This window comes from Limnothrix redekei LRLZ20PSL1, from assembly GCF_043235035.1.
In the GTDB taxonomy this organism is placed as follows: Bacteria; Cyanobacteriota; Cyanobacteriia; order CACIAM-69d; family CACIAM-69d; genus CACIAM-69d.
Genome location: NZ_JAZAQF010000083.1, coordinates 1 through 19,950, shown reverse-complemented (window position 1 = coordinate 19,950; position 19,950 = coordinate 1). Strand labels below are relative to the sequence as shown.

13 protein-coding genes, 1 pseudogene and 1 riboswitch are annotated in these 19,950 nt (G+C 55.2%); of the genes and pseudogenes, 11 read left to right on the top strand and 3 right to left on the bottom strand.

Annotated features, from left to right (window positions below; all coding sequences use genetic code 11):
• The first annotated feature begins 595 nt into the window (after positions 1–595).
• The 11 genes from VPK24_RS14565 (at position 596) to VPK24_RS14515 (ending at position 16,404) form a co-directional block, all read left to right on the top strand.
• The gene (locus VPK24_RS14565) at positions 596–5,398 is read left to right on the top strand and encodes a CHAT domain-containing protein (RefSeq protein ID WP_393014426.1); all 4,803 of its coding nucleotides are present in this window, start codon (positions 596–598) and stop codon (positions 5,396–5,398) included.
• An 82-nt stretch (positions 5,399–5,480) separates the two neighbouring features.
• Positions 5,481–5,624: riboswitch (cobalamin riboswitch) on the top strand.
• A 662-nt stretch (positions 5,625–6,286) separates the two neighbouring features.
• The gene (gene metE / locus VPK24_RS14560; protein WP_393014425.1) at positions 6,287–8,536 is read left to right on the top strand and encodes a 5-methyltetrahydropteroyltriglutamate--homocysteine S-methyltransferase; all 2,250 of its coding nucleotides are present in this window, start codon (positions 6,287–6,289) and stop codon (positions 8,534–8,536) included.
• Positions 8,520–8,954, top strand: a complete 435-nt coding sequence (locus tag VPK24_RS14555) for a hypothetical protein (RefSeq protein WP_393014423.1) — start codon at positions 8,520–8,522, stop codon at positions 8,952–8,954. Before metE ends, VPK24_RS14555 begins: the two co-directional genes overlap by 17 nt.
• Before the next feature lie 19 nt (positions 8,955–8,973).
• Complete coding sequence (locus tag VPK24_RS14550) at positions 8,974–9,258, top strand: hypothetical protein (RefSeq protein ID WP_393014421.1); 285 nt, start codon at positions 8,974–8,976, stop codon at positions 9,256–9,258.
• Positions 9,259–9,346: 88 nt separating this feature from the next.
• A complete protein-coding gene (locus tag VPK24_RS14545) occupies positions 9,347–10,351 on the top strand; it encodes a methyltransferase domain-containing protein (protein ID WP_393014419.1) in 1,005 nt (334 codons plus the stop codon).
• Positions 10,348–11,559 (top strand): FAD-dependent hydroxylase, encoded by a 1,212-nt coding sequence (locus VPK24_RS14540; protein WP_393014417.1) that lies wholly within the window; start codon positions 10,348–10,350, stop codon positions 11,557–11,559. Before VPK24_RS14545 ends, VPK24_RS14540 begins: the two co-directional genes overlap by 4 nt.
• A gap of 58 nt (positions 11,560–11,617) precedes the next feature.
• Entirely contained in the window at positions 11,618–12,997 is a 1,380-nt protein-coding gene (locus VPK24_RS14535; protein WP_393014416.1) for a ribonucleotide reductase, read from the top strand.
• A gap of 12 nt (positions 12,998–13,009) precedes the next feature.
• A complete protein-coding gene (locus VPK24_RS14530) occupies positions 13,010–13,729 on the top strand; it encodes a ferritin-like domain-containing protein (RefSeq protein WP_190356311.1) in 720 nt (239 codons plus the stop codon).
• Positions 13,730–13,830: 101 nt separating this feature from the next.
• Entirely contained in the window at positions 13,831–14,298 is a 468-nt protein-coding gene (locus tag VPK24_RS14525; RefSeq protein WP_393014414.1) for a hypothetical protein, read from the top strand.
• Between the two features lie 96 nt (positions 14,299–14,394).
• Positions 14,395–16,197 carry a proline--tRNA ligase gene (locus VPK24_RS14520; protein ID WP_393014413.1) on the top strand — a complete coding sequence of 601 codons (1,803 nt, stop codon included), beginning with the start codon at positions 14,395–14,397 and terminating at the stop codon, positions 16,195–16,197.
• Positions 16,198–16,272: 75 nt separating this feature from the next.
• The gene (locus VPK24_RS14515) at positions 16,273–16,404 is read left to right on the top strand and encodes a hypothetical protein (RefSeq protein WP_393014411.1); all 132 of its coding nucleotides are present in this window, start codon (positions 16,273–16,275) and stop codon (positions 16,402–16,404) included.
• Between the two features lie 133 nt (positions 16,405–16,537).
• On the opposite strand, the gene VPK24_RS14510 is transcribed toward VPK24_RS14515, so the two are convergent.
• From VPK24_RS14510 to VPK24_RS14500, 3 genes and pseudogenes are all read right to left on the bottom strand, one after another.
• Positions 16,538–18,370, bottom strand: coding sequence for a helix-hairpin-helix domain-containing protein (locus tag VPK24_RS14510; protein ID WP_393014409.1), 1,833 nt, complete (start codon positions 18,368–18,370; stop codon positions 16,538–16,540).
• Between the two features lie 148 nt (positions 18,371–18,518).
• Positions 18,519–19,484, bottom strand: coding sequence for a PRC-barrel domain-containing protein (locus VPK24_RS14505; RefSeq protein ID WP_393014408.1), 966 nt, complete (start codon positions 19,482–19,484; stop codon positions 18,519–18,521).
• 361 nt (positions 19,485–19,845) lie between these two features.
• A pseudogene (locus VPK24_RS14500) lies at positions 19,846–19,950 on the bottom strand (IS630-like element ISAtsp7 family transposase); the annotation flags it as partial.

Sequence of the window (19,950 nt, the reverse complement as noted above, 5' to 3'; positions counted from 1 at the left end):
GGATGAAAAATTGAGCATTTTTTGTTTGTGATACAAGAAGTTAATAACCAAACTTAGCTAATAGACCTCTTGTATCAATCATGATCCTAAATCTCTCTTCGAGATTGCTAATTGACTGACAAAATGCTCAGTCGCCTGGTTCTTCGGTAGTAGCATGACAGCCAGTAGGTTGGGTTGAGCCTTGCGAAACCCAACTCGATCACTGTGAAGCTTGCTGTTGTTGGGTTTCGTTCCTCAACCCAACCTACAAAATGATCGTTGATTGACCTATCTTGAGAGAAGGGTTTCAGGGATGAAGGCTGTTAACTAATTCGCGAAAGAGATCTAATAATTTATCTAATCATTTAATTGATTGTCTCATTAGTTTTTGAATGGATCCAGAAGCGGATCTTGAATGGACTGAATCGTTTCTAGATTTCACAAACGAATGTTCTAGACTGACCACGGGGCGTATGGGATCAAATTCTTGCGAAAAATGGGTATGTTGCTTGTTGAGCAGCTCTCCAGAAACTTCAGCGATTTGATGGCATCTTGATTTTGCTTGCGTCTTGATCTCGCTGGATCTGACTCCTACTCACTGCTTGTTGTCCTTACCATGCATGTCTTGCGGAACTTAGGTGGCTGCTCCTTCGTGGGGGCGGGCGTTGGGGGATGTTTAATTGCGGGAATTGCGGGTTTCTTGACGATCGGGAGCCTGGGTATTGACTCGGGGGCGGTTTGGGCCCAGTCGATCGCCCCGGCGGCCGACGGCACGGGCACGGTGGTGACTCCCCAGGGCGATCGCCTAGATATCAGCGGCGGCAGTCGATCGAGCGACGGGGCCAACCTGTTCCACAGCTTTGAGCGGTTTAATCTCAACACTCAGGAAATTGCGAACTTCCTGGCCACACCGGACTTGCGCAACATTCTGGGGCGTGTGGTGGGGGGCGATCCATCGCGAATTGATGGACTCATCCAGGTCAGCGGTGGCAACCCCAATCTGTTTTTGGTGAATCCGGCGGGTCTGGTGTTTGGGCCCAATGCTCGGCTGAATGTGCCCGCTTCCTTCACGGCCACTACGGCCACGGGTGTGAGCTTTGGTGAGTCTGAGAAATTTTGGTTCCAAGCGACGGGAGCCAATCAATACGCGAATTTGTTGGGCGATCCAACGGGATTGGCGTTTGCCCTGTCGCAACCGGCGGGAATTTTGAACCGGGCGGGGCTGGCCGTGCCAACGGGCCAAAGCTTGAGTTTGGTGGGGGGCACGGTGTTGAGCGTGGGAACCCTGTCGGCTCCGGGAGGGCGGCTGATGGTGGCAGCGGTTCCGGGCGATCGCTTTGTGCGGTTCACGCCGGAAGGGTCGGTGCTGGCGTTGGATTTGCCGATCGGGGGGCGGCCCGGTGCGGATTTGGCGTTGGGCCCGATCGCCCCGCAAACAATTCCGGAACTGCTGGCGGGGCAACCGGTCACGGCCAATGCCTTGACGGTGCGGCCCGATGGCACGGTTTCGATCGGCCATTCTGAGGGCCCCTTGGCGACGGGTGATGTGGCGGTGCAGTCAGCCACGGCCGGAACGGCCACCCTGTCGGCGGCCCATAACTTGCTGCTGCTGTCTAGTCAGCTCAGCTCCACGGGCGATTTGCATTTACTGGCGGGACAAGCGGCGATCGGGCGGGACAATCCCACGAATCCTTTGCGGTTGAGCGCCGGGGGACAGTTGACCCTCTGGGGCGATCGGCAGGTGGATCTACACGGCTTGCACCACCCCGACAGCGGCATCATCAGTCATCACCATCTTTTTTTAGTGAGTTCAGGGGCGATCGCCGGGAATTTGCCCCTGCGCACGGGTGGTCAATTGTTTGTGACGCAACCGACGGGCGATCGGGTGCTGTTTCGCACGGTCTTTGAACCGATCTTCAGCGATCGTGATGGTCAAACCACCCTCGCCTTCGGCTCCACACCCGCCCGCAGCAACCGCGCTCCCTTCATTTCCTCGCCCGTGGTTGCTACCACCACCACCAGACCCACTACGCCCTCACCCAGCAGCACCAGTTCCAGCAGCAGCACTAGCACTGGCTCCACAACCCTACGCCCTGTTGTTCCTCTGAACCCCACGGGCACAACGGGCACGGGAACAACGGGCACGAGCACAGGGACAACGGGCACGATCAACCCCGGATCCATTACCCTGATTCCCGGCACAACTAACGATCCCCCCAATACCAATCCAACCCTGAGCAATTCAGTGCCACTGATTCCGGTGGCTCCCATGCAAACTGGCTCCAACCCAAGCACCACCAACAACACAACCGTTAGCGGACTGAACACCTCCTTTAGCTTGAGCCCGATCGCCCCTGTGGACTCGCCCGCCAGCAATTCCACCAATTCAGAGGATGAGGACGATCAACCCGTTTTGTTGCCTGTGAAGCCGATCGTGGTGAACAGCAATTCCAACGCGGGCAATACCGGGAATACCGGGAACACCGGGAACACTGGTTTATTCACGGTGGCTACGGTTAACCTCAACCTTGACGGGGCAAACTTTGGCGGGTTGGTGACACCGATGGCGAATGGTGCCACATGGACTACCGGTAAGCCCCCGGTTTCGACTCCTTGGGCTGCCAATGTGGACGGGTTGGTGCAGTCCACCTTGGCCAACACCATTGAACAACCGGTGGGCGCGGGGGGGAGTAGCCCGGTGGCGGGAACTGCGAATGCTGGGAACGCGAACCTGATTGGCAATAACCTGAGCACGGTCATTAGTTCCGATGCGATCGTGCAGCGGGCTAATTTGGCCTCCGCTGCCTTTGCGGCGAACCCGGCATCGGTGAACGGCGTTGCTGGCAATGCGGCTCCTGTGACCAGTGCAGTTCCCACATCCACGAATTTGTCGATCGCGCCTTCTTCCGGCCAGTCTCCCAATGCAGCGCCTTTGGTTCCACCCTCGGGGGTGACGGATGCGGCCAACAACTCGATGGTGGGAACCTTGGTGACGGGGCTACCGGTGAGTAGTAACCCCTTACCCAACAGCGGTGCAATTGGAGAGGGCAGCTCAAATTTGGCGCATTCGGCCGGCATGGTGAATACCCAGACCAACCAGGCCATTAATCAAACAGCCTGGCTGGGGCCCCAATCGCCTGGTTTGGAAGGCACAAATCCCTCAGGAACCCCCACCAATGGCCCAGTAACCGACCCAGGGCAAGTGTTGAATCTGCAGGCCTTGCGGGCCGAAACTCTGCAAGTGGCCCTTTGCGACAACACTGTTTGGTTAGATTGCCAACGCAAAGACCTTGAGCGGGCCCGCAGCAGTGGCGATCGCAAGGCGATCGTGGTGGCCTTGCAGCGGTTGGGCCGGGCCCACTACCAAGCGGGTGAATATGGCGATGCGATTTTGGCCCATCGCGAAAGTCGTGATTTGGCAACGGATCAGCCCCTGTTGGCCGCGATCGCGGAAAGTGACCTGGGCAGTAGCTATGGGGCTTTGGGTCAATATCCAGAGGCGATCGCCCATTATGAGCAGGCCCTGGCCCTGTTGCGATCAAACCCTGCGCCCACGTTGGAAAGCAATATCCTGAATAACTTGGGCCTGATGGCGACCAATCAACAAAACCTGGAGCAAGCCCGCGCCTATTTTGCACAGTCTCTGGCGATCGCCCAGCAGCATCAGGATCTGAGCAACCAAGCCCGCGCCCTCACCCAAATTGGCCTGCTGGATTACCAAGCCACGCGCTATGAGGCGGCCGTGAAAGCCCATCAGGCCAGTTTGGCCCTGGCGGAACAGGCGAACGATCAACCGGCGATCGCCCGCACCCTCGATAATTTGGGCTTGGCCTACTATGCCCAAGGGGACTATGGGGCTGCGGCCACGGTTCAACAAAAGGCCCTGGCCCTGTCGCAGGCCTTGGGCGATCGCCACGGTACGGCGCGGGCCCTGTCTAACCTGGGAGATACGTACTATCGACTCCAAGACTTTGACGCGGCCACGGATTATCTGCAACGGGCGATCGCCTCTTGGGAACAGGTACGCGAAAACCTGACCAGCGATGGGGCCCGGCTGGCGATTTTTGAAACCCAAGAAACCACCTACAGCACCTTGCAAACGGTGTTGATTGCGGCCCAAAAACCGGAACAAGCCCTGCTGGCCAATGAGCGGGGTCGGGCCCAAGCCCTCTTGAAACTGTTGGCGGAAGAGAGCCAATGGGGCGATCGATCCACCGCACGATCGGCCCCAACTCCCAATCCATCGGAATTGACGGATTCGATCGACCTAGGGCAAATTCAGCGGGTGGCCCGCGAGCAGTCCGCCACGCTGATTTCCTACGCGATCGAGCGGGATACCCGAGACCACAACGGCCAACGCCAACTCCTCGATTTAGCCATCAATATTTGGGTGGTGCAACCTTCAGGACAGGTGCATTTTCGCCAAGTGCCCTTGCCCAACAGCCAAACCCTACGCGATCAAATTCCCCTGTTGCGGTTGTTTTTGGGAACACGCACCGCCAGCCGATCGGCCCAGGCCACGGTGAACGGCAACCGGCGATCGATTACCCCCGGTTTGCGCCAGCTCCATCGCCTGTTGATTGAGCCGATCGCCGAATGGTTACCCACCCAACCGGGCGATCGACTGATTGTGATGCCCCAGCAGGATCTGTTCCTGGTGCCCTTTTCTGCCCTGCAAGATGATCAAGGCCGATACCTCATCGAGCGCCACAGTTTGGCCATGGCTCCTTCAATTCAGGTGCTCGATCGCACCCAACGCCAGGCCCAGCGCCTGCGCCAGGGAGGCACGACCCTGACCGATCGCCCCTTGATCGTGGGTAATCCAACCATGCCGCGCCTACCCAGCAGCCGATCCAATACCCGATCGCAGTTGGCCCCGCTGCCCAATGCAGAAATCGAAGCCCAAGCGATCGCTCGCATGTTGAACGCTCGTCCCCTGTTGGGATCCCAAGCCACCAAAGCCGCCGTCCTCGGGCAAATGGAGCAAGCCAGCCTGATTCACTTGGCCACCCACGGAATTTTGGATGCGAAACATGGTCTAGACAGCGCGATCGCCCTGGCCCCCAGCAACAGCCCAGGGGATGATGGTTGGCTGACCGCCCGAGAACTGCTGAACCTAGACTTGCAGGCGCAATTAGTCGTTCTCAGCGCCTGCAACACTGGCCAAGGGGCAATTTCCGGTGATGGGATTGTGGGCCTATCCCGATCGCTCCTGGCGGCCGGAACCCCCAGCGCGATCGTCACCCAATGGGCCGTGCCCGACGCACCCACCGCCTTCCTGATGACCCAGTTCTATCAATTCCTGGGGCAAGGGATGGACAAGGCGGCGGCCCTGCGCCAAGCCACCCTGAGAACCATTCAGGAATATCCCGACCCGATCGACTGGGCCGCCTTCACCCTGATTGGCGACACTCGATAGTTCAGTCTCCAATAGACTCCTGCCCAAAAGGTGAGCATTGATGAATTCCCATCTCACCAGCGCCGAAAGTTGGGGAAACGATGCTATACTGCACCGAGTCGGTTCTAGCGGGGAGCAGCCGCTAGAGGTAACGGGGAAAGTTCGGTGTAAATCCGGCACTGTCCCGCAGCTGTGAAGGAGAAGTGTTTCTCCGAGTCAGAATGCCCGCCGATTCAGTCCTACAAAGCCCCACACATCTGCGAGGTACAGATGAACTTACAGCATTTTGCTGACGACCCCCAGAAAATTGGGTCGTCAAGCTCTTACAGCGCAACATTTCAGCTCAACACCTTGACCGTGCCTTCCTGTCCGACAAATTGCTAAGTCCAGGCGGGTGTGGATCCTAATCCCCTCAAAGAGCTGATCGCTAGGGCAATTCAGTTTCTGCCCAATAGTAAGGGCCAACCACGATAACCGGGGACTGACTATCAGGCCTCCCGATCGCTGGTTGCAATCTGGAATTTCTCCAGATCGTGAGAAACCCGATCGCCCCGTCAAAATCGGCGGGACTTGGTGTCATCGGGACTAAAAAGACTGACAAACTCAACCTTCAAACGCAACCTTCGTCGCTCTCACCAGCGACAAACTCCAGCACAGGGGCGCAACCGCAAACCTTGCGGACGCACCCCCCAACGCGAGATCCAGGCACCCTCAGAGTAATGCCCACACTCGCTGCATCTTGGCTGGATTAGGTCTGTTTGTCACCCAGGACTTGGTTTCAACGTTCATCCTTTGACATCGCGCGGATTTGCCTAGCCGATCGGCGGGTGCTCGATCGAACAGAGCACCCCTCAATGGCGGTGTCATTATCACTCAACATTTCACAAAATTTCAGGAGCCTCGATTCCCATGGTTATTCAAACCGCCACCTTGGGCTATGCCCGCATGGGTAAAAATCGTGAAGTCAAAAAGGCCCTAGAGTCTTTTTGGCATGGCAAATGTGAGATAAACGCCTTGCGATCGGTCGTAGAAGCCGTGGAAACCCACGCTTGGACAACCCAGTTAAAGGCTGGGGTCGATCGCATTGCCGTCGGAGACCAAACTTTTTACGACCACGTTCTAGATTGGTCGGTGCGTCTGGGGTTAATTCCCGCTCGGTTTCGGCAGTTCACAGGCATTGATCAGTACTTTGCTATGGCCAGGGGCAAAGACGGGATTCCTGCCCTCGAAATGACGAAATGGTTTGATACCAACTATCACTATCTCGTGCCCGAAATTGAGTCTGATCTTGCTCCTGCGGCCAATTTCGATGATTTTCTAGCAACGGTCAAGCGAGCACAGCTCATTCTCCGCGATCGGGCTACCCCCGTGATCCTCAGTCCGGTCACGCTGCTCACCCTCAGTCGGCGCTCCAACGATCTCTACTCAGATTTGGATCGGTTGCTGCCTCTCTACCTTGACCTGCTGGGGCAGTTGAAATCTCTGGGAATCACCGAGGTGCAATTTCATGAGCCAACCTTGGTAACCAGTCATGCCGGCGATTTAGAAACTGTAATTAAACATACCTACCATCAGCTAGCAACTGCGGGGCTGCCGATTCAACTGGTGACCTACTTTGATGATCTGGAGGATGTCTATAGCTGGGTGATGCAGCTCCCGGTAGCTGGAGTTAGCCTCGATTTCACGCGAGGCAACAATCTGTCTTTAGTGAAAGCCCATGGCGTTCCTCGCGACAAAGTGCTTGGGGCCGGTGTTGTGGATGGGCGGAGCGTTTGGGCAATTGAACCCAAGGGTCTGCTGGAACTGCTTCAGGAATTGCAGGCAATCACACCAAATTTGCGCGTTCAGCCCTCCGCGTCACTCCAGTTCGTTCCCCATGACGCAACCTGCGAAGCTCAACTCCCCCAACCCTTGCGCGATGTTCTCAGCTTTGCGGAGCAAAAGTTAACGGAAGTGGTGTTGCTGGCCAATGGCCTCAACGGACAAGACATTGCCCATGAGCAAGCGGCGATCGAACTGCGTTGGCAGGCATTCAAGCGCTTCAACTTGCCTAACCCGGTGGTGCGCGATGTGTTGCAAACCCTAAAAGTAGAGGATTTTCAGCGCTCCCTTCCCTATGAACAACGACTCCATCGGCAACTCAAACTCCCCCCCTTGCCCACCACCACGATCGGTTCTTTTCCTCAAACCCAAGACATCCGACAACTGCGGCTCCGATACAAAAAGGGAGAAATTTCCCAAACAGACTATCACCAGGCGATCGATACCAAGATTGCAGAGTGCATCAAGCGCCAAGAGGAAGTTGGGCTAGATGTGCTAGTCCACGGTGAATTTGAGCGGACTGACATGGTGGAGTATTTTGGACAGCAACTCCAGGGCTTTGCCTTCACAACGGATGGATGGGTGCAGAGTTATGGCAGTCGTTGTGTGCGCCCGCCCATCATTTATGGTGATGTGTCCCGCTTGCAACCCATGACCGTTCGGGAATTCCGAGTTGCTCAATCGTTGACAAACAAGCCAGTGAAGGGAATGCTCACTGGCCCGGTCACAATGATCAATTGGTCATTTCCCCGAGCTGACCTCCCGCGCCGTGAACAGGCCATGCAGATTGCCCTGGCTTTACGAGATGAGGTTGCCGATTTGGAGGCTGCCGGAGCTGTCATGGTGCAAGTGGATGAACCGGCTCTCCGGGAAGGGTTGCCCTTGAAATCTGCCCGATGGAATGAGTACCTCAGTTGGGCTGTGGATTCGTTCCGATTAGCCACCGGTGGCGCGAAGGCTGAAACTCAGATTCACACGCACATGTGCTATTCCGAGTTTGGAGACATTATTGAGCACATCGAGCGCCTAGATGCTGATGTTCTATCCATTGAAAATAGCCGCAGCAACAACGCAACGCTCTTTGAGATTACGGATGCTGGATATCAGTATCAAGTTGGAAATGGGGTCTATGATGTCCACAGCCCAAGTGTTCCCAGCGTGGAGCAAATTCTCCAGCAGTTGCGCACGGGTGCTGATCTTTTGCCTGTTCAGCAAACCTGGATTAATCCTGACTGCGGGCTAAAAACTCGCCAATGGGAAGAAGTGCTTCCTGCGCTCAAAAATATGGTGCTCGCCACGCAAAAGCTGCGGGAAGAAATTCATGGTTCATCCCACTAGTTCAAGGTTGCCTGACCTGACTGTTGAGTCACCAACTTTCATCCAGGAAAACTTCTTATACATCGGTTATGTTGCATGGCAGGGCTACCTCAAACATGGACGAGGAATCGTGGCTTGTGCAGCGAAAGAAGCGGTGACTACTCGCTTGGGCTGGATCGAAAATGTAACAGCAAGGTCTGTGCAATATATTCCGTTCGATCTTGCTGCTTTATACCTTGACCTTTGCCTTGTGCCTGTTAGTTCAATCGATCGCTTGTTGAACACGATCAAAACCTATGCACCCGATCGAGAGATTTTGATTTTGGTCAAGCACGGTCAAGAGGTTGAGATTGATTGGCTGCAAAACTTAGCAATTGCGCCTTCTGAGTGTTATCGCCAATTGTGCGATCGCTGGTCAGAGTTTAATCTGACCCCCTGATTCAAAAGGAACTCGATCAATGTCCCAAGATCAATTACGGTCTGATGCCAGAAAATTGACCGATCTAAAGATCTGTCAGCTCCAGCAGTATCTTCATCATTCAGGGAAAATTCCCACATCAGTCCATCCGTTTGTCAAGCAGAAGATTGCTCAAGAAGTGGAGCAGAAAAAACATCCACAAAGCCCCTCATTTCCATGGAGAGAAATTGACCGAAGATGGAATCTAATTGGCATTATTGCTAGCAAGAGGTGGGATACCGTTAAGTCTTGGATGCACTTCAGTGGCAAACCCAATAAAAGCTAGACAGCTTTCTCAACCCTTCCCTGCGTTTTAGCAATGAATCTTTGCTTTCCTCTAACGCAGCCCACCACCCAATTTCACGTGACCGCAGATGAACACTTTACTTTTGGGACTAGGACTGACCCTAGGTGTGCTAACTACAGGGTTAATTGCATACCTGCGCACACCCCGTAAGTATGAATCCGCTGAGTCGGTTGCTCAATCCTATGACCAATGGACTGAAGACGGCATTCTAGAGTTTTATTGGGGAGAACATATTCACCTGGGACACTACGGGTCTCCGCCGCGACGCAAAGACTTTATCCAGTCCAAGCATGACTTTGTGCATGAAATGGCCCGCTGGGGAGGACTAGACCAGTTACCGCCAGGAACAACAGTCTTGGATGTGGGCTGTGGGATTGGTGGCAGTAGCCGAATTTTGGCGCGTGACTATGGCTTTGCCGTCACTGGCATCACTATCAGCCCTCAACAGGTGCAACGAGCAAGGGAGTTGACTCCGCCAAGCCTCAACGCTCAGTTCCAAGTAGATGATGCGCTGAACCTGTCTTTCCCTGATGCCAGCTTTGATGTGGTTTGGTCAGTGGAGGCAGGGCCGCATATGCCCGATAAGGCTCGCTATGCCCAAGAGATGCTGCGAGTGCTGAAGCCGGGTGGCATTTTGGTGGTGGCTGATTGGAATCAGCGGGACGATCGCCAAAAGCCGCTCAATAGCTGGGAGCGCTTAGTAATGAAACAACTACTAGATCAGTGGTCTCACCCTGCATTCTCTAGCATTGAAGGGTTTTCAGAGCAATTAGAAGCCACTGGACTAACAGCGGGGCAAGTCGTTACGGGTGACTGGACTCAAGAAACCCTACCGGCCTGGCTGGACTCGATTTGGCAAGGGGTTGTGCGCCCTGAAGGATTGATCAAGTTTGGCTTGGTTGGACTTGTCAAGTCATTGCGGGAAGTTCCCACCTTTCTATTAATGCGGTTGGCGTTTGGAGCAGGCTTATGTCGCTTCGGAATGTTCCGTGCAATCCGAGCTGACTCGACTCAACCATCTGAATCAGTCCTGGATTTTGAAAGAGATCAAGACAATCTAGTGTGCTTATGATTTCGTCTGACTTTGACTTGATCATCGTTGGGGGAGGCATTCCTGGCTTGACTCTAGCCTGTGGACTGCGAGAGTCGGGACTAAAAGTTGCAGTCATTGAAGCCCAGTCTCAAGAACAAGTGAGAAGCTGCTCTAGGGCTTATGCCCTTTCTCCCTTATCCGCTAAGATCTTTAAAGGGTTAGGAATTTGGCCACAAATTGCTGCTGCAATTACTCATTTCCCCAAGGTTATCTTGTCAGATGCTGACTTCCCACACCGAGTGGTGTTTACACCAGAGGAGCTGGGGGAGGCGGCTGTGTATTACTGCGCAGAACATCAGGTGCTGCAAACGGCGCTCCAGCAGCAACTAACTACAGTTCCTAACTTTGATTGTTTCTATGAAACACGAGTGATTGATGTGGTTTATGACGATTCAAGGGTGGAGGTCAAGGTAGAGCATGATGGCCAGCAGCGAGTCTTGTTCGCCGCTCTGGTAGTGGCAGCCGATGGTCAGGAATCATTATTGCGTCGGCAAGCGGGTATTGGGGTTGATCGCTGGGATTATTGGCAATCTTGTGTCACGGCTTTTGTTACCCCAGCGCAATCTCACCAAAACACTGCCTATGAACGATTTTGGTCTACTGGCCCCTTTGCAATCTTGCCGCTACCCCAAAATCGCTGTCAAATTGTGTGGATTTTACCTCACCAAGAAGCAAGAAGGGTCGCTAGCCTTGCCCCAGAACATTTTATTTCTGAAATGCAACCATACTATGGTGATCATTCAGGTTCGGTACAACTTCTGGGCAAGCCCCGATTGTTTCCAGCTCGCTTAATACACAGTCGAGCCTACTGCAAGCATCGGCTGGTCATGATTGGAGATGCGGCACATCATTGTCATCCGGTGGGTGGACAGGGCCTAAACCTGGGAATTCGAGACGCGATTACGTTGGCACACGTGCTAACAACAGCGCAGCAGCAGCAACAAGATCTGGGCAAGATCAAGGTTTTGCTGCGGTATGGTCGCCGCCGTCGCCTAGAAAACTGGGTGATGTTGCTGTTCACTGATCTGCTCAATCGTACCTTCTCGAATCATTGGTGGCCATTAGTGGTCGTTCGGCGGTTGGTGCTGCGATGGATGGCACATTGGCTACCTTTACGGTATCTAGTCCTGCGATTGATGACGGGATTTTGGCAACGGGCAGGCATCCCAATGCTGATGACAAATTGAGCCGTATTCACTCGAAGAAAACGATAGTTTATTGGGGTTTTTGGGGTTTCTTTCATTTATGAATAAGCAGTCAATTTTGGCATTGGCAGACCATCCCACCGTGGCAGTGACGGGGCGAGTGGATCATTGGCTACATGATCCTGCGGGGCGATTGCCGGTGAGCTGCACGGTTCTGGCTGTGCAGGATCGAATGGATGGCCCGGATGGCATCGAAGACAGTTGGCATTTCACGAGCCAGGCCCTCCGCTATGGGGCCGGTGTTGCGATCAACTTGTCAGCGCTGCGGCCCGCTGGTACGGTTTCGCCGAATGTCACGGCCTCTGGCCCCACATCTTTTGCCCGCATTTACAGTGTTCTGAATGAAACGATCCGCCGGGGCGGCCGATTTAAAAACGGAGCGGTCAATTTGCATCTGGATAGTCATCACCCCGATGCTCAGGACTTTATTAATATTCCAATTGATCGCCTACCTTGGGCTAAACGCACGCTAATTGTTCATGATGATTTGCTACAGTTGCCATACCTAAATGACATCATGGAGCAAATGCAATCCGGCAGTTTGTGGCTCTCTAAAGCTCGGACTGATGCTGCGGGAAATCTGCTGTATGGCAATGTTTGCAATGAAATCTTCTTGCCGTCACGGGGAACCTGTTTGCTGCAGCATGTCAACTTGGGAATGTGCTGCATTGAGGATATTCCTGATGCTTTCGAGCATGGCATGAAGATGCTCTGTGCAATTCACCCTGTGACTGGTGTGGGTGAGAGCGGCCTTTATCGATCGCCCGAACACGATCGACAGGTGGGGTTGGGGGTAATCGGCTTGGCATCGCTTTTGGCGATCGAAGGGATTACTTATCGTGAGTTAGTTGAAGCTTGGGAATTGCGCCTGCGGCCGATCGACCACACCAAAAATCAAACCAAGGCCGATCGATTAGTGGGCAGCCTGATTGAAGGGTTCGATCGCGCTGCGGCTTGGGCCCGAAAAAAGGGAATGGAGCGCAGTCTAACAATTGCGCCAACGGCTTCCTGTGCTTATCGCTATGTTGATCGCGACGGCTACACAACAACACCGGAAATTAGCCCCCCGATCGCCTGTGAAGTCGATCGCTACAGTGGCGTTTTTGGGATTCAAACCTATGATCATCATCCCCGAGTAGAAATTGCCTCAGAAGTGGGGTATGAGGACTATTTCCGATTGGCCAATTGTTGGCAGCAAAGTATGGAAGCGACGGGACAGGCTCACTCGATATCCTTTAACGTTTGGGATACCCAGGTGATTGATCAAGCTTTCCTAGAACAATGGATGCGATCGGCACTCTGGACAACCTACTATCGATTGCCAGTCCGTCAGCAGGCTGCCCTTGATAAAACCATCATTCAACAGAAACAGGTCACTTGCGATCTGGCGGCCGACGAATGTGTTGCTTGTGCTGAATAGAAAGGACTTCTGATGGACTTTTACACTGAACAATTAGCTCGTAAGCGCTCTTGGACACCCACTTGTGGCGAAAAAATGAACACAGTGCCGGGGGCAGATCAAGTTTTGGGGCGGGCCCTGGCTCTGCGCATTCTTGAATTAGAAGTGGCGGAATGGCTAGACGATGCTTTGGGTAAAACGACACTTCCAGCAACAGCAGTTGAATGCCTGCGTTCTAATATTCTGGACGAAGAACGGCACGACAAAGTATTAGGCATGGCCGCTCAAATCTATCAATTAACGACTGATAGAGATGAAGAAACAGCCAAACAGATTCACCAGCAATGGATTAATCATCCTGATCACCCGCTGGTTAAGGCCTTTGTATTAGAAAATTCTGTTTTCTTTGTGATTTTGCCCTTGCTCCGGATGTTTGGTGGTGTGGGTTTAGGAATCATCTCGGGCGATATTTCTGGTGATGAGTCTGTCCATGCGGCTGTGCATCGCCAAATAGCTCATGATCTGGGATTGACCTACAGCAGTTCCTTAGACCGTCTCAGAAGAGATACCGTTGGTTGGCTTGTTGATGGCTTGCGGATTCCTGAAGCAGGACGATCGGGGAAGCCTCAACGTTGGTTAGATGCGTCAGATAGCTTGCTCTATCAAGGCGCTTCTGACTTGGTGGAAACTCGCCGCGCGATTCAGCCTGCATTTTTTGAAATTGCTAACGATGCCCTGCCGAGTTATCGATAGCCGGTCAGGCAGCGGCTTGGACTTTATCACTGATAATCGTATTTTTCAACTTTTTCGACCATGGGTTTTAATCTGAAGTTGTGACGAATTGGAGTTTCTGTATGGCGACATCTTCTTCTGATTGGCAGGAGTCCTTTGTTGCCACAAATTTAATTGCTCTGGGATATAACGCTTGGAGTAATTATCTGGCGGGAGGACGAGGTGCAGTTATTTGTAGCTTGAATTTACCGCAACTCAACATTGCAGGAGAAACATTTCGTACTCATTATGTTGTGAGATCACGGCTTGCAGCATTTTTAAATGCTTGGCTAGCCTTTCCTGACACGGTTATTTTGAATCATCACCATATTAATGGTCACATCTTGCAAGCCGTTGACAGCTACAACCCCGAAACCGATCTGGTTTTGTTGCTGGAATCTGGCGCTCAAGCCGCTTTTTTGTACTTACGCGCTTTGCCCATTTCGCCTCCTAAAAGTTATCAAGTAGTTTGCCGAATTCAAGATGAATTTCGCCTCGGACAACCGAATGCTGCTGAGTTGGGGCAATCTGGAATCGGTCTGAATTTCTAGTGAAACTGGCCGCGGCCTGTCGGCTTCTGGGGCGATCGCCCTGCCCGATCGCCCCAACTGCGATATTCTGGACTGTGCATTGCTCCTGGCTGTTTTATGCGTCTGTCCCAAGCCCTGTTCGTCACCCTTCGTGAAGACCCCGCCGAAGCCGTTGTCACCAGCCACAAGCTGCTGCTACGCGCGGGCTACATCCGCCAAATCGGTAGCGGGATTTATGCCTATTTGCCCCTGATGTGGCGTGTGCTGCAAAAGGTGTCGCAGATTGTGCGCGAGGAAATGGACGCGACGGGCGCGCAGGAATGCCTGCTGCCGCAATTGCAACCGGCGGAACTGTGGCGTGAGTCCGGCCGCTGGGATGTATATAAAGCAGAAGGGATCGCCTTTACCCTGAGCGATCGCCACGATCGGGAACTGATGCTGGGGCCCACCCACGAGGAAGTAATCACCACTGTGGCTAAGGAACTGATCCGTTCCTATCGCCAACTGCCGGTGAATTTGTATCAGATCCAAACCAAATTCCGCGATGAAATTCGCCCGCGCTTTGGCCTGCTGCGGGGTCGCGAATTCATCATGAAGGATGCCTATTCTTTCCACACCTCGCCCGAAAGCCTGAAGGAAACCTACGATGCGATGGATCAGGCCTATCGGAATATGCTGCGCCGCTGTGGCCTGAAGTTCCGGCCGGTGCAGGCGGATTCCGGGGCGATCGGGGGCAGTGCCTCCCAGGAATTTATGATCCTGGCAGACACGGGCGAAGACGAAATTCTGTTCACGGAAGATGAGCAGTACGCCGCCAACGTGGAAAAAGCCGTGTCGCAGCCGGTGGATGCGGTTCCCTCGCCCTTTACGAGTTTTGAAACCCTGGAAACACCGGACACTACCACGATCGCCCGGTTGTGCGAGGCGCTGAAGTGCGACCCGACCCAGGTGGTCAAGAACGTGCTCTATGAAGCTGTGCTGGATAACGGCAAGCGAGTGCTGGTGTTGATTAGCATTCGGGGCGATCGGGACGTGAACGAGGTGAAGCTGTTTAACGCGATTACCCAGCGGGCCCCAAACTACGGCGGCACGAAGGTGCTGGCCCTGAACGTGCCCGATGCGGATGCCCAAGCCGTCTGGGCCGCCAAGCCCTTGCCCCTGGGCTACATGGCACCAGATTTGAGCGACGACCACATCGCCCCGGCCAAGGACACGGCTCCCCAATTCCTGCGGCTGGTGGATCCGAACGCCAGCCAACTCCAAAACTTCGTGACCGGCGCAAATCAACCGGGCTATCACGTGGTGGGGGCAAACTGGGGCACTCAATACCAACTACCGGAGGTGGTGGAACTGGACTTGGCGCGGCCGGGCGATCGGGCGGTGCATGACCCCTCGCAAATCCTGCAATCGGCGCGGGGCATCGAAGCCGGTCACATTTTCCAACTGGGTCTGAAATATTCCCAGGCCATGGGCGCGGCCTTCGCAACGGAATCCGGCGAGAGCCAACCCTTTTGGATGGGCTGCTATGGCGTGGGGGTGTCGCGGATTGCCCAGGCGGCGGTGGAACAGTCCCACGACAAAAACGGCATGATTTGGCCGGTGGCGATCGCTCCATACCATGCGATCGTCACGGTGCCGAACATTGCGGACGAGAACCAAATGGCGATCGCCCAGCAGCTTTACAGCGACCTGAACGCCGCCGGCATTGAAACGATCCTAGACGATCGGGAAGAGCGGGCCGGCGTGAAATTCAAGGATGCGGACTTGATCGGAATTCCGTTCCGAGTGGTGACCGGCCGGGCGATCGCCCAGGGCAAGGTGGAGCTAGTGACCCGCGCCACGGGCACGGCCGAAGAAGTGGCGATCGCCGAGTTGGTCAGCGCGTTACAAACCAAAATCGCGGAAGCCTTGCAGGCATAGCGATCACCCCGATCGGGTGGCTAGACTGGAGCGAGTTTTGCGCGCTGAACCGGCGTAATTGGACTTGTTCGCCCCATGACCACGCTCTCCCTTTGGTTGCGATCGCTGACGGCGGATACGGTGGAATTCCGCTGGTTTTTTGAGAATCCCAATCGCTATGAGAGCCGATCGCTCCCGGTGGCCGAGTTGGGCCAGGCGATCGACTGAAAACGATCCCACCTTTGCCCAACAGCTCCGCACCGCCCTCCAAAACCAACCACCAACCCATCGAAACCGGGCGATCGCTCGGTTTCGACATGATTTCCGGCCCCGCAGACCTCGCCAACCGATCCCATAAACTCTACGGTTGATTGGCGGGGCGATCGGGCTGGGTGAGCGTGCTGGGAACTGCCACGGGCACAGGCGTGAGCGAGTCCAGCAAAATTTGGCGAGAGTCGGCCGTGAGGTGGCGGACTGTGGCGGAATCCAGATAGCCCCAAGCGTATTGGTCGCCCAAAATTCGTCGTTGATATTCGGAAATGGCTTCAATCCATTGAATTTGCAGCACCGTTTGGGTGGCCTCCCCGCCGGGGGGCAAGGAGCCGGAAATGGTTCCATTGCCATAAAACAGGCCCGGCTTGCCCAGGGCAGCGGCGATCGCCCGTTGGGAGCGCTCCGTGAGGGCCGATCGAGAAAGCCGCACGAGGGGCCGATCGGGATCCTGCGTCAGGGTCACCATTTCCTGAGTGAGTTGATTAGTGAGTCCTTCGATTTGACTGCGGGTGCTGTCAAATTGAATCAGGGCCAGGCGCTGCTGTTCTGGGCTAAGGACAGGGGGGCGAGCCGTCAGGACACGGGGAATGAGAGCGGGGACTCCGGGGGTGGAAAAGTCGAGGGCTTCTCGGCTGGCAATGATGGCTGCGGAGACCAAAAAACAGCAGCCCAACCCAATGGCAGAGACCCAAGCGCTCGATCGGGAATAGCCGGGAGCCAGCCAATAGTTGCGGGCGGTGACGGTGGGCGGCAGGGGGCGCAGGGGAATCGTTTGGATGCTGGCGGCGGTGGGCGGCGGAGTCACCACCCGGGGAGCCTTGCGGTGTGTTTTGGCCAGTTGGATATGCTCGCCGCGCCGGATGGCGGCCGGAGAGGGAAAGGGATCGCGCCCTCGGAACTGTCGCGCCCGATCGCACCAGGGACAGGAACCTTGATGGCCAAAGTAGACATGCTGGGGATTGGCGCTACAGGTCACAAGGTTGTTTTCGGCGCTGTCCAAGACGGCGGCCCACTGGCGGGCGCTGGGCCGATCGGCGGGGTGGCGGGTTTCAAAGGCCTGGCGAAAGAGGCTTTGCAAAGACGGGTCGAGGCCCGCCAAGGGCGGCGCGATCGGCTTGGGTTTCCAACGGGGCGATCGGGCACTGTAGGGAAATTCTCCGGCCGCAATGCGTTGGTCGATCAGGGGCGGATCGCCGGATCCCAAAAAAGCGCCATCAAAGGGGTGGGTTCCCTCCATCAACAATTGAAAGAGCAACACCGCCAACCCAAAACAGTCTTGGGCCGCAGTGCGATCGACCTCTCGAAAGTTGCGCCCTTGCAGTTCCGGGGGCGTATATTCCGGCTTGCCCACAGGACAACGGAAGGTGCGCCGCTGTTGGCGATCGACCACCTGAAACGAATCCGTATCCACCAGGGTGACCAGGGCGGTGGGGGCGGCCAGCACATTGGACTCGTTCACATCCCCGATCGTGTAGCCCCGTTCATGGAGTACATCAACGGCGGCGGCCAGGTTGCGAGCCATCCGCACCAGATAGCGATAGGTGAGGCCCGGCAGCTCGCGCCGTCGCATCTTGGGCGTGTAAACCTCGTGTAGGGGGCGGGTTTCGGGTGCTTTGGGCATCAAAAACCCAACAATCGCCCCATCCACCACCACCGCATCCACCGGCCAGGCGATCGTAATCGGTGGTTCCAACGGATCCAGCGGCGGATCGTTCAACATGGCAGCCAGCTTGGCCACTCGATCGGGCGATCGTTGGTCGGGGTGATAAATCTTGGCCAGCAGGCTAGATTCTTCCAGAACCTGATAAATTTCCCCTTCGCCGCCCGCTTTCCCCGTGGTGCGCAGCGTGATCCGCTCGCCCGTCATGGCGCGTTGGGCCAGGAGGGTTCGGCTCCGTTTGGTTAGGTTCGATCGCTGCATGATCTAGGTTTTGCGCCGCCACCCTAAACATACTGAATTTCAGGGGCCCATTGCGGGAGCCAAGTTCGCGCTAATGGCGGGGGCAAGCGGAGGCAAGTTGAACCGGGCAGCGGGGCGATCGATCCGCTCAAACCATTCCGCGCCAGCATTAGTAATCTTCGTATTCCGGTTCCCGTTGCCGCACCTTCTCGGGAATCTCCAGCTTGGGTGCGCGGTAGCCCGGTTCCTCATCCGTCCAAGCATCGGAATCTACGTTGTCATCGTAGCGATCGTAGACTTCCTCATAGTCATACTCATCCTCCCGCACATACTCGCGGCCCCGTTCGCGGCGCGGGGGCTGATCGCTCCAGTTGTCGTCCTCGTCGTAATCTTGGCGGCGTTGTTGGCCATAGCGCGGGGCCGGCTCTTCCCAGGTTTCCTCTTCCCAAGCTTCCTCTTCGTAGCGGCGCTCGGCCCGGGTTTCGGTGCGAATTTCCGGGCGGGCTTCGGTGCGCAACCCGGAGGCTAACTGGTTGCCGGGGGCAGCGGTGGGAGTAAAGTACAGATCCTCTTCATCCCGTTCCCAGGGAGGGCTGCTGAGACCCAGACGCTCCAGAACACCAACGCTGAGTTGAATCAGGCGGGCTTCGGCCCCTTCAAACACAATCAACCGATCGGGGCCCGTGCTGACCACTTCTTCGATCGGGAGTTCATAGGTGCTGATCACCTGTTCGGGCACTTGGGGTAACCCGATCGAGGCAATGACAATCGAGACCAGCTTGCCATCTTCCACATCAAACTTGAACCCGCGCACCTTCCCCAGCAGTTCGCCGGTTTCGGTGATCACCTCACAACCAATCAAGGTGTTGTAGGCATCCGCTTCAATGTAGTCCTCGATCGCCCGATCGTCCTCCACCAGAATCACATCACCAATTTGGCTGATGCTATCCAGGTTCATGAAGCGCGGCATGGCCGAAACGGCGAGGATATTGTCCTTTACGCCAAAGCCAATAATCTCCTGGCGATCAATATCGACCCAAACCTGGCTGATGATGCCCAGGCGCTTGCCGGTGTTTCGGGTAATGATTTGCGTTCCAAGCAGGTCAGAGCGCTGGCGAATCGATTCAGAGGTCATTGACTGCAAAGGGGGATGGATTGCAATAGATCCGAAGTCGGGATGCTTGTCGATAGTAAAGCATAGGTTGACAGATTGAGGGCGGGCGGCTGGTGGTGTCGATTGCCGAACGCTGTCGATTAGTCCCAACCAACGCGGCAAGCCTACTTTACATAGGTCGAGTCAAATGGCTGTTACCGTGACCCGATCGTCAGGCATCAAGGGGCTTAGGGGGTGTCGTCATGTTTCGAGGCGATGCTGAAACGATTGATCTTCCGCACCCCGATCGTCGCAGCAAGGGGCTTAAACCCCTCGCCCCCCACGATCCGGTCTGATCGCCTACTGTCATCAACTCAAGAAACTACAGCCCTTGCCGCAATCACTAGGTACAATAACAGCACTTAGTAAACCAGTTTCTCAGGCACTGTAAATCCACTAGTCGGGCTGCTAGTCTCGTTAATTGTTCCAACACCTCTATAGTTTCTGT

What these genes read in the sequence shown, in the direction of transcription:
- VPK24_RS14565 (WP_393014426.1), top strand. Translation starts at nt 596, where the DNA reads ATGCATGTCTTGCGGAACTTAGGTGGCTGCTCCTTCGTGGGGGCGGGC.
- metE (WP_393014425.1), top strand. Translation starts at nt 6,287, where the DNA reads ATGGTTATTCAAACCGCCACCTTGGGCTATGCCCGCATGGGTAAAAAT.
- VPK24_RS14555 (WP_393014423.1), top strand. Translation starts at nt 8,520, where the DNA reads ATGGTTCATCCCACTAGTTCAAGGTTGCCTGACCTGACTGTTGAGTCA.
- VPK24_RS14550 (WP_393014421.1), top strand. Translation starts at nt 8,974, where the DNA reads ATGTCCCAAGATCAATTACGGTCTGATGCCAGAAAATTGACCGATCTA.
- VPK24_RS14545 (WP_393014419.1), top strand. Translation starts at nt 9,347, where the DNA reads ATGAACACTTTACTTTTGGGACTAGGACTGACCCTAGGTGTGCTAACT.
- VPK24_RS14540 (WP_393014417.1), top strand. Translation starts at nt 10,348, where the DNA reads ATGATTTCGTCTGACTTTGACTTGATCATCGTTGGGGGAGGCATTCCT.
- VPK24_RS14535 (WP_393014416.1), top strand. Translation starts at nt 11,618, where the DNA reads ATGAATAAGCAGTCAATTTTGGCATTGGCAGACCATCCCACCGTGGCA.
- VPK24_RS14530 (WP_190356311.1), top strand. Translation starts at nt 13,010, where the DNA reads ATGGACTTTTACACTGAACAATTAGCTCGTAAGCGCTCTTGGACACCC.
- VPK24_RS14525 (WP_393014414.1), top strand. Translation starts at nt 13,831, where the DNA reads ATGGCGACATCTTCTTCTGATTGGCAGGAGTCCTTTGTTGCCACAAAT.
- VPK24_RS14520 (WP_393014413.1), top strand. Translation starts at nt 14,395, where the DNA reads ATGCGTCTGTCCCAAGCCCTGTTCGTCACCCTTCGTGAAGACCCCGCC.
- VPK24_RS14515 (WP_393014411.1), top strand. Translation starts at nt 16,273, where the DNA reads ATGACCACGCTCTCCCTTTGGTTGCGATCGCTGACGGCGGATACGGTG.
- VPK24_RS14510 (WP_393014409.1), bottom strand. Translation starts at nt 18,370, where the DNA reads ATGCAGCGATCGAACCTAACCAAACGGAGCCGAACCCTCCTGGCCCAA.
- VPK24_RS14505 (WP_393014408.1), bottom strand. Translation starts at nt 19,484, where the DNA reads ATGACCTCTGAATCGATTCGCCAGCGCTCTGACCTGCTTGGAACGCAA.